Annotated in this window: 13 protein-coding genes; 4 read left to right on the plus strand and 9 right to left on the minus strand. The window is 55.2% G+C overall.

Annotation, left to right across the window (positions count from 1 at the left end; translation table 11 throughout):
* Positions 1-14 precede the first annotated feature (14 nt).
* The 3 genes from CKV99_RS14260 to CKV99_RS07415 form a co-directional block, all read right to left on the minus strand.
* Positions 15-185 (minus strand): hypothetical protein, encoded by a 171-nt coding sequence (locus CKV99_RS14260; RefSeq protein WP_157728398.1) that lies wholly within the window; start codon positions 183-185, stop codon positions 15-17.
* A gap of 741 nt (positions 186-926) precedes the next feature.
* Complete coding sequence (locus CKV99_RS07410; protein WP_092258443.1) at positions 927-1,352, minus strand: hypothetical protein; 426 nt, start codon at positions 1,350-1,352, stop codon at positions 927-929.
* Complete coding sequence (locus CKV99_RS07415) at positions 1,353-1,805, minus strand: Panacea domain-containing protein (protein WP_092258446.1); 453 nt, start codon at positions 1,803-1,805, stop codon at positions 1,353-1,355. It abuts the gene before it with no gap.
* A gap of 416 nt (positions 1,806-2,221) precedes the next feature.
* On the opposite strand from CKV99_RS07415, the gene CKV99_RS07420 reads away from it, so the two are divergent.
* The 4 genes from CKV99_RS07420 (at position 2,222) to CKV99_RS07435 (ending at position 7,843) form a co-directional block, all read left to right on the plus strand.
* On the plus strand, positions 2,222-3,478 hold the full coding sequence (locus CKV99_RS07420) for an MFS transporter (protein ID WP_092258798.1): 1,257 nt from the start codon (positions 2,222-2,224) through the stop codon (positions 3,476-3,478).
* A 125-nt stretch (positions 3,479-3,603) separates the two neighbouring features.
* Entirely contained in the window at positions 3,604-5,004 is a 1,401-nt protein-coding gene (gene glmU, locus CKV99_RS07425) for a bifunctional UDP-N-acetylglucosamine diphosphorylase/glucosamine-1-phosphate N-acetyltransferase GlmU (RefSeq protein WP_408607561.1), read from the plus strand.
* Positions 5,005-5,016: 12 nt separating this feature from the next.
* Positions 5,017-5,994, plus strand: coding sequence for a ribose-phosphate diphosphokinase (locus tag CKV99_RS07430; RefSeq protein WP_092258452.1), 978 nt, complete (start codon positions 5,017-5,019; stop codon positions 5,992-5,994).
* Between the two features lie 364 nt (positions 5,995-6,358).
* Positions 6,359-7,843, plus strand: a complete 1,485-nt coding sequence (locus tag CKV99_RS07435; protein WP_092258801.1) for an MFS transporter — start codon at positions 6,359-6,361, stop codon at positions 7,841-7,843.
* 155 nt (positions 7,844-7,998) lie between these two features.
* Here CKV99_RS07435 and CKV99_RS07440 read toward each other — a convergent pair whose 3' ends face one another.
* The 6 genes from CKV99_RS07440 to CKV99_RS07465 all read right to left on the minus strand — a co-directional run bounded on the left by CKV99_RS07440 (position 7,999) and on the right by CKV99_RS07465 (position 14,956).
* Complete coding sequence (locus CKV99_RS07440; RefSeq protein WP_092258455.1) at positions 7,999-8,850, minus strand: sugar phosphate isomerase/epimerase family protein; 852 nt, start codon at positions 8,848-8,850, stop codon at positions 7,999-8,001.
* Positions 8,850-10,013 carry a Gfo/Idh/MocA family protein gene (locus CKV99_RS07445; protein ID WP_092258458.1) on the minus strand — a complete coding sequence of 388 codons (1,164 nt, stop codon included), beginning with the start codon at positions 10,011-10,013 and terminating at the stop codon, positions 8,850-8,852. The genes CKV99_RS07440 and CKV99_RS07445 overlap by 1 nt, the downstream gene beginning before the upstream one ends.
* Positions 10,006-11,025: a Gfo/Idh/MocA family protein gene (locus tag CKV99_RS07450; RefSeq protein ID WP_092258803.1), complete on the minus strand. Its 1,020-nt coding sequence runs from the start codon at positions 11,023-11,025 to the stop codon at positions 10,006-10,008. The genes CKV99_RS07445 and CKV99_RS07450 overlap by 8 nt, the downstream gene beginning before the upstream one ends.
* A gap of 13 nt (positions 11,026-11,038) precedes the next feature.
* Positions 11,039-11,881, minus strand: a complete 843-nt coding sequence (locus CKV99_RS07455) for a sugar phosphate isomerase/epimerase family protein (RefSeq protein ID WP_092258461.1) — start codon at positions 11,879-11,881, stop codon at positions 11,039-11,041.
* A 245-nt stretch (positions 11,882-12,126) separates the two neighbouring features.
* Positions 12,127-13,509: an MFS transporter gene (locus CKV99_RS07460; RefSeq protein ID WP_092258464.1), complete on the minus strand. Its 1,383-nt coding sequence runs from the start codon at positions 13,507-13,509 to the stop codon at positions 12,127-12,129.
* Between the two features lie 130 nt (positions 13,510-13,639).
* On the minus strand, positions 13,640-14,956 hold the full coding sequence (locus tag CKV99_RS07465; protein WP_092258467.1) for an AMP-binding protein: 1,317 nt from the start codon (positions 14,954-14,956) through the stop codon (positions 13,640-13,642).
* Positions 14,957-14,996 lie beyond the last annotated feature (40 nt).

The following is a 14,996-nucleotide window of genomic DNA, read 5'->3' on the forward strand; positions in this document are numbered from 1 at the left end:
TGGTGGGGAAGCTTTTACCACACCCCCGGCACCTGCTGTTTTAGCAGGCTGCTGGGGTCTTCGGTGTCATCCACAGGCTTAAGGGCTTCAGGGACAAAATCTCCGCACCCAAGGATGCGGCAGCAGCCATTATCCTCTCCAATCAGCTCCGCAGCACCGTAATCACTGCCTTCTTCTCGCTCCATCCGAGCTATCGAAGTTGCAGTCTCCGTGTCGATGGCAAGCTTTTCACAAAGTGACCGGAGCACAGGATGTACAGGCAACACCTTAGCCCTCCAACGGGAGTCGAAATAAACTTCATTCCTTTACCGCCTACCCTTGGCGAATTTAACCTCAAACAAAACGGTTGCGATGCTCCTAACTCCTTTACCAGGGGTGCCCGCCACAAGATCAACCAACTCGTAGGGAACCGTAAACCTCCTCTCTATTCTCAACAGACCACACCGAAACCCCGGCATCTACTGCCTTCATCGTTAAACCACACACATCAAACTCCATAACCCACCTTCTCGCACAGAAGAATCAGTACCCCTTCTAGCCCCGTTTCAATGCCAGATGCCTTCACTTCAGCGAACAATTCCATCTCGGATGCGTTGTGGCAACTCGTCAGTCTGAACCTCCTCAGGTAGCAACTCGCTAGCCCAATGAATAAAGCTCAGAAGCGCATCCGCCCCTTGGCCTGAGTCCGCAGTCTCCCGAACACTTCAACCTGCGTAGAAAATACGGGGATAGCCACCTTCCTACGGATCACGCCTCACTGGCTTCGCCACGTTGCCATTGGCCTGATGACCCCGGCAGGGCCACTGTGAAACTGGTGCAACGGCAGCTGGGTCACGTCAGCGCGAAGATCACACTGGATACCTAAGCAAGTCTGAGGGAGGACGGGTTGGCTACTGTTGTGGACTCGCTAGGCGCTGTCAGCCAGATTAGTGATCATAAAGCTCATTGAATGTGGCTTCGATCCAGATCACGTAGAAGATGTTTGCGCCCCTCCACCCTGCAAGAGCGTGATTACCCTCGTGGCGGTAGACACGGAACTTTTCTACATCGGTGAATTGCCGTGGAATCATTGGCTTGATCACATGGCGGGGAAGCAACTCTGACCCCAGCCCGTGCTTCTTATGCTGAGAAAGTTCCTTCCACGATATCTTGCAACGCTCCTGCCACTTCGTCAGGAAGGCTAACCGCTGCCCATCCGAAAGCTCCTCGAAACCCCAGCCTTTTTGCACGTGGCGGAATGATAGAGCCGGATACTCAGTCTCCTGTTCACGCAGCGCTTTAAGGACAGCCCCACTCGAGTTCTGGCCCTTATCGTTGGGCCGAGTGCCACGCCGTTTACTCTTCTTCGACATTTACTCGCAGAAGTATTCCTTCAAGTCAGCGTCAGAAATTTCGATAGAACGCTCATCTTCCCGAAAGTTCTTCAGCCACGGCGATTCTCGGTGCGTTTTATTGCGCAATGCCCACGCCGAATAAGGGCCATACTCATTCCAGACCTCGATAAGCTCCTGCTCAACATCCCGGTAATCATCCCAATTGAAATCTTCCGAAACGAAATCATCAGGATCAATCGGCCCGTTCTTATAGGCCTTTGTCGCGTGGTACACATCAACCACAACAGGACCATGCGCCCATGCTTCCATCCGGTCAGCAAAGAGGGGCACCCCGTCCGTAGCACGCATCACAGCGCCCTTCGCGTAGTATAAAAGCTTCTGCAATTTCAGCTGAGTGATATCGGCATCGGCAACTTCCTCCGCCCACGCAACAAACCACTCTGCAACAGCACGTGCGGAATATATCGGCATCGTTCGTCCCTCCTCCCAATGCGACGTGTCAACTCGCCACAACTATAACCTTTCGGTCCGACATCGTGGAATCCCCCCGCGCTGATATTCAGGACACGAGCTGAAACAACTTTCGTCAAAATCTTGTTACAAGACGCTAATACGTACCATTTTCACTGGCGAGATTCCTGTTTCGCGCTTGGTTCGAGTCCTGGTGGGAAAGCTTTTTTATTCCCTTTTTCTGTGTGGTTCGGGGCGTGCACACTAAAGTGTGCACGTTCACTCTGCACTTTTGCCTTCGCTTATGCAAAGATAGTCACGGCCCTAGGCCACAACTACTCGGGGATTCGGGGGATCTTGTTCTAGAGCTGCAGCCGCCCGGCCACACTGTATTGACCGAGCGGGCGGCTGCAGCGGCTGCGAGTACCATCAATGTCATGAGCACCGATGCGCAAAACGATGATCGCCCGCCCCACGAAGACCACAACGCTAGGCTTTTCATCTGGTCCAACGGCCTGCAAGGTTTGGGCGACCAGATTGTCGCGCCGAAGACTGTGCTGCCGTGGCTATTTACTACTGCGGGTGTGCCACACTTCTTTACTGCGTTACTGGTGCCGGTTCGTGAATCTTTATCGATGCTGCCGCAAGCCGCAATAACGCCATGGGTGACTACTCAGCCATCGCGGAAGAAGGTGTGGATTATTGGCTCCGTAGGCCAGTTCGTCGCGGCTGCCCTGATCACTGTGTCCGCCATGCTGCTTAGTGGTGTTGCTCTTGGTATTGTTGTGGTGTTTTGCCTGGCCGTGCTCGCGACTTTTCGTTCGATGTGTTCCATCGCTTCGAAGGACGTACAGGGGCGCACTATTACCAAGGGCGGGCGTGGTTTGGTCACTGGGCGCGCGACAGCATTTTCGGGTGGCCTTGCGCTGGTGGTTGGTCTTGCTTTGTCGCTTCTCGACGGAGGGATCCCCCGCTGGGTGCTCGTGGTGCTGCTCGGTGGTGGCGCGCTGATGTGGGCTTTGGCGGCGGTGGTGTTTCAGGCCGTCCGCGAGCCTGAGTCTGAGGTAGAACCGCGCGGGATCAAAGAAGGCTGGTGGAAAGAAACGTGGGCGCTTTTCATTGGTGATAAGCAGTTCCGCTCTTTTGTGATTGTGCGGTCACTCATGCTGGTGACAGCTCTGTCCACCACGTTTATTGTCACACTGAGCCAGGAGTTGGGCCACGACATCACGGGGCTGGGCATCTTTGTTTTTGCCTCGGGGTTGGCTTCCCTTGTCGGCGGGCGTATCTCAGGTGTCGTCTCCGATATTTCTTCGAAAAACACTATGGCGATCGCATCGGGGGTAGCCAGCGTGCTCCTGATTCTGCTTGTGATTTCGGCCAACACCGCCTCTCCTGGCGTTTACGCGTGGATCCTTCCTGCCGGCTTCTTCCTTGTCACTCTGGCGCATACGGCTGTCCGGGTGGCCCGAAAGACCTACCTGGTGGACATGGCTGAAGGCGATCAGCGCACCCGCTACACCGGTGCCGCCAATACCCTCATGGGTGTCATCTTGATCATTGTTGGTGTGATCTCGGGTGCGATCGCCCAGTTTGGTTCGCAGCCGGCTTTGATCTTCTTGGCTGTGACGGGTGGTGCGGGCGTGATCGCTGCGTCACGCTTGAAAGATGTGTCTGCGAAGAAAGACAAGTAACTGGCAACTCGCGTTATGCTGGTACCCGTTACTGCCTAAAATAACTGATGTGACATAAGGAGTCGCACGTGTCCCAACACTCTGACTGCGCGGTGGTGGTCCTTGCCGCCGGCGCCGGCACCCGCATGAAATCCGCGAAGCAAAAGACGCTACATGAGATTGGTGGCCGTAGCCTCCTATCTCATTCACTGCACGCCGCTGCCGGTGTAGACCCGCAGCATATCGTGGCTGTAGTCGGCCATCAGCGGGACCAGGTCTCCCCCGCTGTCGACGAGATTGCCGGCCAGTTGGGCTGCGAGATTCACCAGGCTGTCCAAGACAAGCAAAATGGTACGGGACATGCAGTCCAGTGTGGTTTGACCGCGATTCCTGATTTCACTGGCACCGTCGTTGTTACCAATGGCGATGTTCCTCTCCTTCGCCCAGAGACGATCCAGGGGCTGATCGAGGCGCATAATAATGCCAAAGCTGCGGTGACCGTGTTATCGCTCAAGCTTGCTGATCCCACCGGTTACGGTCGCATCGTCCGCGACGGCGACGGCAACGTGGAAAAGATCGTGGAGCAGAAAGATGCCAGCGACGCACAAAGGCAGATCACCGAGGTTAACTCTGGTGTTTTCGCGTTCGACGGTGCTGTGCTTGCCGACGCTTTGACGCGTATCGACGACAATAATGCCCAAGGCGAGCTCTACATCACCGATGTTCTCGGGATTGCACGTGCCGACGGCAAGGTTGTCTCTGCCCATATCGCGCACGACCCGGCAGAATTGGCTGGTGTGAACAACCGTGTGCAGTTGGCTGAGGCAGGCGCTGAGTTGAATCGCCGCACTGTTGAAGCCGCGATGCTCGGTGGCGCCACTGTGGTCGATCCCGCCTCTACCTTCATCGGCGTTGATGTGCAGATTGGCTCTGACGTTGTGATTCACCCGAACACCCAGCTGTGGGGTTCCACGGTAATCGCAGATAACGCTGTAATCGGGCCGGACACCACACTGACGGATATGAAGGTTGGAGAGGGCGCCTATGTTTACCGCACTCATGGGTCAGAGTCTGAGATCGGCGCACATTCTGAGGTTGGCCCCTTTACCTATATCCGCCCCGGCACTGTGCTCGGCGAAAGGGGAAAGCTGGGTGGCTTTGTCGAGGCGAAAAACGCGCAGATCGGCAATGGCTCAAAGGTGCCGCATTTGACTTATATCGGCGATGCCACTGTGGGCGAAGAATCCAATATCGGGGCTTCCAGCGTGTTTGTCAACTACGACGGAGTCCAAAAGCACCGAACCGAAATCGGCTCGTATGTGCGTACCGGCTCAGACACGATGTTCGTTGCCCCAGTGAGGGTCGGTGATGGTGCATACACCGGCGCGGGTACAGTAGTTTTGGATGATGTTCCTGCTGGAGCCTTGGCTATCAAGGAAGGTCGTCAGCGCATCATCGAAGGCTGGGTAGAGAAGAAGCGTCCGGGAACCCCGGCAGCTGAAGCCGCACAGCGCGCACGTGAAAATTCCACAAACCAGGAAGGCTAAATCGGTACCACCATGTCTGGATACTCCGTTGGAAGCGACAAGAAACTTATGCTCTTCTCCGGGCGAGCGCACCCGGAGCTGGCGGATGCCGTAGCTAACGAGCTTGGTACCGAGGTCACTCCAATGACTGCACGCGACTTCGCTAACGGCGAGATTTTCGTGCGCTTCGAGGAATCGGTGCGCGGTGCGGACTGCTTTGTTATGCAGTCCCACTGCCAGCCACTGAATAAGTGGATCATGGAGCAGCTCATCATGATCGATGCGCTCAAGCGTGGTTCCGCAAAGCGCATTACTGCGATCTTGCCGTTCTACCCCTACGCCCGCCAGGATAAGAAGCACCGGGGCCGCGAGCCTATTTCTGCACGCCTGATTGCTGACCTGCTCACTGCTGCCGGCGCTGACCGCATTGTGTCCGTGGATTTGCACACTGATCAGATCCAGGGCTTCTTCGACGGCCCGGTCGACCACATGCACGCGATGCCGATCCTGACTGACTACATCAAGAGCAAATATGAGCTCGACAACCTCGTTGTGGTTTCTCCTGACGCAGGCCGCGTGAAGGTTGCGGAGAAGTGGGCAAACACCCTGGGTGATGCGCCGCTTGCCTTCGTGCACAAGACTCGCGATACCGAGGTTGCTAACAAGGTTGTAGCCAACCGTGTAGTCGGAGAGGTGGAGGGGAGGAATTGTGTGCTTCTCGACGACATGATCGATACCGGCGGCACCATCGCTGGGGCCGTGCGCGTTCTCAAGGAAGCGGGAGCTGGCGATGTTGTTATCGCGACCACCCACGGTGTTTTCTCTGATCCCGCGCGTGAGCGCTTGAGCAAGTGCGGTGCTGAAGAGGTCATTACTACCGACACGCTTCCACAGTCGAATGAAGGGTGGGACAACCTTACTGTTTTGTCGATTGCTCCGCTGGTGGCGAAGACGATCCATGAGATCTTCGAAAATGGTTCCGTGACTACTCTGTTTGAGGGCCAGGCTTAGGCAGACGCTTTTCGACGATCACACCCCCGCACCACCCCCTATGGTGCGGGGGTGTGGTATTCCTGGTGATTCTCGCTACCCCCGGTGGTTTACTAAACACTTTCTAAGTTCAGCGACCCTAGTGCGTGTCTGTTTCTCAAAGACCCGCAGGATCCTGCCCGTGACTTGCGCCAATTCAATTTCCTAATCACAGAACCTAAAACTGGTGGTTTGGAGTTTTACTCTATGACTCACGTCGCTACCCCCGTAAACTCTGTGACCCGAACCACATTTAAACAATTAGATAACACGTTTCACCATTAGCGTGATTAAATGAAGTTTGGCTTAGAAAGTTTACTCCCTGTTCGTATTTATGGAGGCTATCGTGTCCACAGCGACCCCCGCACAGTCACCCCGGACGGTAGAACGCGACGACGTTCGACCGTTTGGGCTACGCGACAAAGTCGGCTACATGTTTGGCGACTTTGGCAATGACTTCACATTCATTCTTCAGTCCACCTTCTTTATGATCTTCTACACCAATGTGGTGGGCATCAAACCCGCCCACGTTGGTACGTTATTACTGGTGGCACGCATCGTTGACGGCTTCACCGACATCGGTATCGGTGTTGTCGTCGACCGCATGCCAAACAAGACGGTCGGTTTCAAGTTCAAGCGCTGGATCAAGTGGATAGCCATTCCAGTGGCAGTCGCTTCCGCACTGATGTACATGTCATTCGTAGCTGACTTCAACTCCTACGGCGCCAAGCTGACCTGGATGGTGGCCACCTACTTCCTGTGGGGTTCGATCACCTACACCATGATCAACATCCCCTACGGATCCATGGCGTCAGTCATTTCGTCGGACCCGGATGATCGCGCGCACCTATCGGTGTGGCGCTCCACCGGCGCAACCCTGGCAAACCTGGCGATCACGACCACTTTGCCACTGATTGTCTACGTCACCAACGAAGCAGGAGTTTCAATCCTGTCCGGTCAGCGCATGATGTGGTCCGCCATCGTCTGCTCCATCTTGGCTGTGTTGTGCTACATGATCCTCTATAGCCTCGTTACTGAGCGCGTAGTGCAAACGGAGGAAACAGCGAGTGAGCAGGTTGGTATCGGCAAGATGCTGGGTTCCGTCGTGTCCAACCGTGCACTTCTCGGCCTGATCGTGGCAGCTCTGGTCCTGCTGCTGTCGATGATGTTCCTCATGGGCATGTTGGGCTACCTGTTCACCTCCTACTTCGGTGATGGTCGACTGCAGTCGCCTGCATCCTTCGCGGGCTTATTCCCGGCGCTGATCCTCATCGTTGTTGCACCGTGGTTGGCTAAGAAGTTCGGCAAGGCCGAGGTTGGCATCGTGTCGATGCTCCTCATGGGTATTGTGATGCTGGTCGCTTACTTCCTGAAGCTCGAAAACGCATGGGTTTGGATCGCGTTCTACGCAGTAGGCATGTTCTGCATCAACGTGTTCAACTTCCTGATCTGGGCATTCATTACAGACGTCATTGACTACCAGGAAGTGCGCACCGGACACCGCGACGATGCAACCGTCTACGCCGTGTACTCGTGGGCACGAAAGCTAGGCCAAGCCTTCGCAGGATTCCTGGTCGGCGCAACCCTTGGCTGGGTCGGCTTCGACGCTGACGCAGCAACGGAAGGTGTCCAGCAATCTCAGGAAGCTATCGATGGCATCTACATGCTTGCTAACGTTCTGCCTGGTGTCGGCGGTATCCTCGTCGCCCTCGCCCTGATTTTCCTCTACCCACTGAAGAAGAAGAAGGTTGCAGAGAACGTGGCTATCCTCGATGCCCGCCGCGAAGCTGCCGAAGCCGGTGTTGTCTCAACCGAACACCCAGAGGCATAAAGTCTCCCGGCACTCAACGCTACTCACCCCGCTCCAGCCCCAGTATGCTGTAGCGGGGTGAATGCCTTTGTGGGAAACGAGAACAAGAAACCGCCCGGGCACCGACTTAACGGGGCCCGGGCGGCGTCAGTTACTCGTCGTTAAGCAACCACGTGCTACCAGCCGATCGAGGCGAGGTACTCGCGTGAAACCTTGATGCAATCGAGTGGGTCACGGCCATAAGTCATGTCCTGCTCGATGAAGAAGTACTCTGCACCCGCCTCCTTCGCCGCTGGCATCAGTTCAGGCCAGTTCATGTTTCCCTGGCCAACCTCAGCAAACTCGACAATGTTAACGAACTTGTCGTAGCCTTCCATCACCTTGCCGGAGCTCATCAAGTCGATCGCCTCCTGTGGCAGAGCGGTCACGCGATAATCTTTCACGTGGATCAGTTTGCACACACCTGAGTACTCCTTGAGCATATCCAGTGGGGCCATGCCACCGCGCTGCACCCAGTGCAGGTCTACCTCGAAGTTCAACTCCGGGGCGACACGGCGCACAACATCAAAGATGCGTTCGCCGTTATCGAAGCGGTGTAGGTCCACGTGATGGTTGTGGTAGCACAGCGTAATGCCTTCCTTGGCGAGTTTCTCCGCCCACGGTGCCACTTCCGCGGCCCACGATTCCGTTGCCTCAAGGGAAACCATCGCGTCGAAAGGCATCATGCCAATCCGGACGAAACGTGCGTTCAGCCGCTTGCAGTCGGCGACGATCTTGTCGTAGTGCTCTTCGAGGTTATCGCCGGTAGCGGTCGGTCCCGGCTTCAAAGCCACGGATAGCGCTCCGACCTCAATGCCAAGCTCGTTGATGCCGCGTTCGAGGTCTGCGGTGTTTTTCTCATCCATCGGAATCTGCGAAACCTCCACAGAAGCGATGTTGATATCTTTCAGCTTCTCAAGGATTGGGTACATGCCTTCTTCGGCAACCTGGTCCTTGAGCATCATTAGTTGTACGCCAATGTCAGCCATTATTTTCGCTCCTCGAACTTGCCTTCTTCCTTGATGCGCTTGTTCAGCTCTTCAAGGTATTTCTTTTCGTCGAAGTTAACCAGGTCTACTTCCTCGCCCAGCCAGGACGACAGGTGGATGCCGTTAGCCAAGCGCACGCCGTGGATTCCGTCTGCGCCGGGCGCCAGCAGTTCTTCCTCACCGTTGACGGCTGCTGCGAAGTTGCGCAGCACCTCAACGTGTTGTGCACCCCAGACAGACTCGTATTCCTTGGTTTCTGTGGTCATGTATTTGTCCATATCCAACTGGCCGGTAAACAGCTTCTTCACTGCCTCCATATCCATGTCCTTGGACAAGGTTTCTTCGTTTTCGACGAGACGGGAGATAGTGACCTTTTTAGACTCATCGACCACGATCTTGCCCTTGTCGCACAGGATCTCCAGGCGGTCAGTACCGATCATGTCGTGAGTACAAGTAATGAAGGTACCGGTCGCGCCGTCTGCAAAGGACACCAGCGCGTTGACTTCGTCTTCAACGACGATATCGCGTTTGAAGCCGTACTCTGCGCGGGCGAACACGCGCTCTGGTGTGCCGCAGATCCACTGCCACAAGTCAAGCTGGTGCGGTGCCTGGTTGACTAGGACGCCTCCGCCCTCGCCACCCCAGGTTGCACGCCAGTCAGACTGGTTGTAGTAGCCCTGTGGGCGCCACCAGTTGGTGATAATCCAGGACGTGTGGCGCAGCTTGCCCAGCTCACCAGAATCCAGAAGTTCCTTGAGATCTTTGTACAGCTCGTTGGTGCGCTGGTTGAAGAACACACCAAACTTCAGCTCTGGCTTGGTTTTGGCAAAATCAATCAGCTCGTTGGCCTGCTCAGTGTACACGCCGACAGGCTTTTCGACGAGGGCGTGCACCCCGTTGTCCAGTGCGTAGATGCCCATCTCAGGGTGCAGATAGTGCGGAACGGTGGTGACAACCGCGTCAACGTCGCCGGAGTTAATCATCTCCTTGTAATCCTCGTAGAAGGGGACTCCGTATTTGTCGGCCTGCTCCTTCTTTTCTGGAAGGATATCGCTGATCGCACCGATGACCATGTTGTCAACCCGGCCTTCGTTGATGAACTCAGCGTAGCTGCCACCTTGAGCCCCAAGGCCAATGATGCCAAGACGTACTTTCTTACTCATGTGTTTCTCCTTTATTCTGTGATGATTGGTAGATTGCCTTCGCAATGCCTAGTGAGGCCATCGCTTCGGCTGGGCTGATCCAGAACGGTTCCGGATCAGCTAGTCTTTCGTAGAAATCCCGAATCAGCAGCTCATGGCTGACACCCCAGTAGCTTCTGCCTTCGGTTTCTTGCTTGCGCTCCTCATAGTGGTCGACGTGGCCATCCTTCCAGGTCACTGTCAGCCCGTCGCGCAACTCGACAAGTGCCTTGGCACAGTCGATCTCGATCTCCACATGACGGTGGCGTGAATTTGTCAGCGTCCCGTAGAAGCTCGTGTTCACGCCAGTGGCGTGGGTGAGGTATGCGTGGGCGGTGTCTTCGGTGTCAACGACATCTCCGTACTTGTCTGTAGACACCATGCCTTTCACCTGGGTGACAGTGCCTAAGAACCATTGCACCAAGTCCAGGGTGTGAATCGCCTGATTCATCAGCAACCCGCCACCGGCGCGCCTTTTTTGCCCGCGCCACGGCTTCGCTTCGTAGTAACCCGGGGTACGGGTCCACACTACGGACGCGTAAGCCCCGTGGACGGTTCCCAACTCGCCTGAGTCGAGTAGGCGTCGCATCTCTAACGAGGAAACGTTGTATCGGTTCTGGTAGCAGATGCCGATCTTCGGTGCGTCTGGGTGATCCTCGAGGTAGTCCAGCAGCCGGTAGGCATGCTCAGTCTCATTGGCCAGTGGCTTTTCAAGGATCACGTTCACCCCGGCTTCTAGAGCCTCGATGGCCAGATCAATGTGTTGGTCATGAGGTGTGGTGATGTGGAGGACATCAATGTCCTCTTTTTCCAGCATGCTGGACAGGCTTGGGTAGGCGTTGGCTGTGGTCACCGCCGAAATTGCCTTCGCGGAGTCTAGGTGTGTATCGGCAACTCCGACGAGTGTGATGCCGAGTTCGTCGCCAAGTGCCTCAAGGGCCTCGACATGCACGGTTGCGACATCGCCACAACCGACCAATGCAGCATTGACCATGGCGCCCGCCACCCTAGTTGTACTCTGCGTTGACGTCGTCCAAGATCTTCTTCAACGCGTCATACGCACTGGTCCACAACTCTGGGCCGCAGAGGCCACCAAATTCATCGAAATCACCTAGGTGCGGCTCGATGGAGACAAAACCGTCGTATCCGATCTTGTTCAGCTCTGCGATCAACTCTGGGTACTGTCCATCGCCCTGGCCAGCAGGCTTAATGATGCCCAATGGCTCTTCGTCGGTGGGCACTGTCGCGTCTTTCACGTGGATGTAGTCAACGTATTCCTTGACAATTGGCCATGCCTCATCGAACGGTTTGTAGCCAGTCTGCACATAGTTGGCCGCGTCATAGATGGAGCGGTAATTCGGTGAATCGATGGTGGTGATCAGATCTTTCACGCGTTCAGGGGTATCACCGTAAATGCCCTTCTCATTTTCGTGGAGCAACGTTACTCCCCCAGCTTCTGCCAGTTCAACCATGGCGCGGGTGCGCTTCATTACCTCGTCGCGGTACTGGTCAGCATCTTCTCCTTCAGAAATAAAGAAGGAGAACATGCGGATGTACTTGGCTCCGAAGAATTTAGCTACTTCCACGCCGTGGCGGGCACGTTCGAGGTGATCGTCGAAAGGATCTGTGATCTGGATCTTGCCCAAGTCCGAGCCCACTGCGGAGAGTTTGATCCCAGCCGCGTCGAGCTTTTCCTTCGCGGTCTCGAGCTGTTCCTGGCTGAGATCAAGCACTTTCACGTCCCACGCACTGCGGAATTCCACATGCTTAATCTCTAGCTTGTTCAGTAGTTCAATTTGTTCGTCGAGATCATCGGCGATCTCATCGGCGAACCCAGTAATGGTAAACATTCTTGGCCCTTTGTGTGTCGGTGTTATCGCGAAATATTAAATTGGGATTACTTAGCTAGCCTACATATCAAACTTTCGATTAAGGCGAAATCTTTGAAAACTACCCCCAAAAGTTAATAAAAGATCGAACGGAGCTAGGCATCAGCGCGATCCAAAGTGCGCCACGACGCACACCCTAGGCCTGATAGCTTCGGGGTTCCTAGGGTCTTTTCCGCGCGGTTGTCGGATGTAAAGCCCTGTTTCGGTTACTTACTCAAGTCTCTTCCCTGGATTCCTTTGGGCACAAAGAACACACCGATCAGCGATACGAAGGAGATAATCAGGATGTACACGCCAATGTAGAGGGAGTTCCCTGTCTCGTCGAGGATGAGCTCGGCAATCATCGGTGCGAAGGCACCGCCGATGATTGACCCCAGCGCGTAACCGATAGACAATCCAGACAGGCGGACGCGTGCTGGGAACATCTCTGCATACAGTGCCGGTTGTGGGCCGTAGGTCACGCCGAGTAAAGCGCCTAGAATTACCACCGCAATACCGAAAAGCATCACGTTTGCGGTATCGATCAGGATCCAGGTAGGAATCGCCCACACCATCATGAGTACGTAACCGATGACGAAAGTCTGCTTGCGGCCGATCACGTCGGAGACTTTGCCAGCAACCAGCGTAGAGATGATCCAGGCAATCGCCGTCATTAAGGTCAGAGCCAACACAATTGGACGTTCCATGCCTAACTGATTAGTGCCGTACGAGGCAAAATACGCAATTGCCAGGTAACCAGCCGCGTTGACGCCAGCGAAGATCAAAGCGCACAGGACAACAAGGCCTGCGTGATTTCTAAATAGTGACCCAAGCGGGGTTGAGGCAGTCTTTTTCTTGGCGGTCATTTCCTCGAAGACTGGTGATTCCTCTACCAAGCTGCGGATCCAGAAACCAAGTCCAATCAGCACAATTGAGGAGACAAATGGGATGCGCCAGCCAAATGTTTCGAACTGCTCTGGGGTAAGCGCAGAAGAGACCACTAACATAAATACTGTCGCCAGGGCCATCCCGGCTGGAACACCCACCTGCGGGAACGCGCCGAAATAGCCACGCTTGAGTACCGGTGCGTGCTCAACTGCGATAAGCGCTGCCCCACCCCACTCGCCTCCGGCGGATAAGCCCTGCACAATACGCAATAGAACCAAAATAATCGGTGCAGCGATGCCAATGGCAGCATAGTTTGGCAGCAGACCCATGAAGAACGTCGCCCCACCCATGCCGATCAGGGTGATTACTAGCACTGGTTTGCGCCCCAACCGGTCACCTAGGTGTCCGGCGATAACAGCACCAAGTGGGCGGAAAAGGAAGGAAATGCCAAGTGATGCCCAGGCGACAATTTGTGCCAAACCAGGGTTGTCGTTGGTAGCCGGGTTGAAGTATTGTGCAGCAAAAATCAAGCCTGCCGCTTGAGCGTAGATGAAGAAGTCAAACCATTCGATTGTGGTGCCGACCATCGCACCGCCGAGCACGCGCTTATGTTCGTTAGTCAGCGCCTCTTTCCTGCTTGGCGCCTGTGCGGCATAGTCGACGGTGGATTGCGTATCAGCCGGGAGCTCGTGGTGGCCATGTGTTGGAGCCGAAGTGGACATCAGAGTCTCTTTTCTTTAGCGGGCACTAGTGTGCAAGTGTTTTGGGGAAGAAAACACCGCGACACCACCAGGGTTGAAAGCATATTTAAACGGTGGGGGCGCGGTGTATGCGCGAGAAGTAGCGCGGAGCTTATTTTTCCTTCGGGCGATTGTCGACGATACGTTTCGCCTTGCCCTCGCCGGAATCAACAGCATCCCGGATCTCTACATCCACGGTAATACCAATACGGTCCTTGATCTGGCGCTTGAGCTGCACCTCGGACTTGTTAATCTCCTCATCAGTCTTGTGTGGAGCACGCTCAACTAACAGTGTGAGGTGATCCATGCGACCTTTTTTGGATAGTACGCACTGGTAACGCGGACGCAGGTTCTTATCCTCGACTATAAGTTCTTCAAATTGGCTTGGGAAACAGTTAACGCCACGCAGAATGATCATGTCGTCGTTACGCGCAGAGATGCGGTCCAAGCGACGCATCGAGCGGGCAGTACCTGGCAGTAGTCGGGTCAGGTCGTGGGTACGATACCGTACGACTGGGAAAGCTTCCTTGGTCAGCGCGGTGATGACAAGCTCACCATACTCGCCGTCGGGAACTGGCTCGAGGGTCTCTGGGTGAAGAATCTCTGGGTAGAAGTGGTCTTCCCAAATAGTCAGACCATCTTTAGTTTCGATACATTCTTGCGCCACACCCGGACCCATAACTTCAGAAAGACCGTAGATATCTGTCGCATCGATGCCAAAGCCCGCTTCGAGTTCATACCGCATTCCTTCGGACCACGGTTCGGAGCCGAAGACACCTACTCGCAGTGAAGTCTCGCGTGGATCGCGACCTTCTTTGCGCATGCGGTCAAGCACGTTAAGCATGTACGACGGGGTACCAAGGATGGCATCCGGTTTGAAGTCTTCCATGATTTGCAGCTGACGTTCGGTCTGCCCTCCTGACGTTGGGATGGCAGTAGCCCCGAGCTTTTCGACGCCATAATGGGCGCCGAGCCCACCGGTGAACAGGCCATACCCAAAGGTGACCTGGACCTTATCACCTGGAAGCAGACCACCAGCGCGCAACGAGCGAGCCATGAGGTCAGCCCACGTTTCGATGTCTTTGTGGGTATAGGCCACAACGGTGGGGCGTCCCGTAGTTCCGGAGGATGCGTGAAGGCGCGCAATCTGATGTTGGCGCACAGCGAACATGCCGAATGGGTAGTTGGCGCGTAGCGTCGCCTTGTCAGTCAGCGGGAAGAGGGATATGTCTTTCAGCTCGCGGAAATCATCGGGGTGGACGCCCTTCTCATCGAAAGCTTCCCGGTAGTGCCGCACGTTGTAGTAGGCGTGGCGGAGGGTATTTGCCATACGTTTGGTCTGGAGTGCGGTGATTTCATCGCGCGACGCAAACTCTATGTTGGTAGTAGGACCGTCGTTTGTTGAAGTGATGTCATACAAAGAGGGCACTGTGGATCTCTCTTTTCTTCAGATGGATGCGGTATCAGCC

Source organism: Corynebacterium cystitidis, from assembly GCF_900187295.1.
Lineage (GTDB): Bacteria > Actinomycetota > Actinomycetes > Mycobacteriales > Mycobacteriaceae > Corynebacterium > Corynebacterium cystitidis.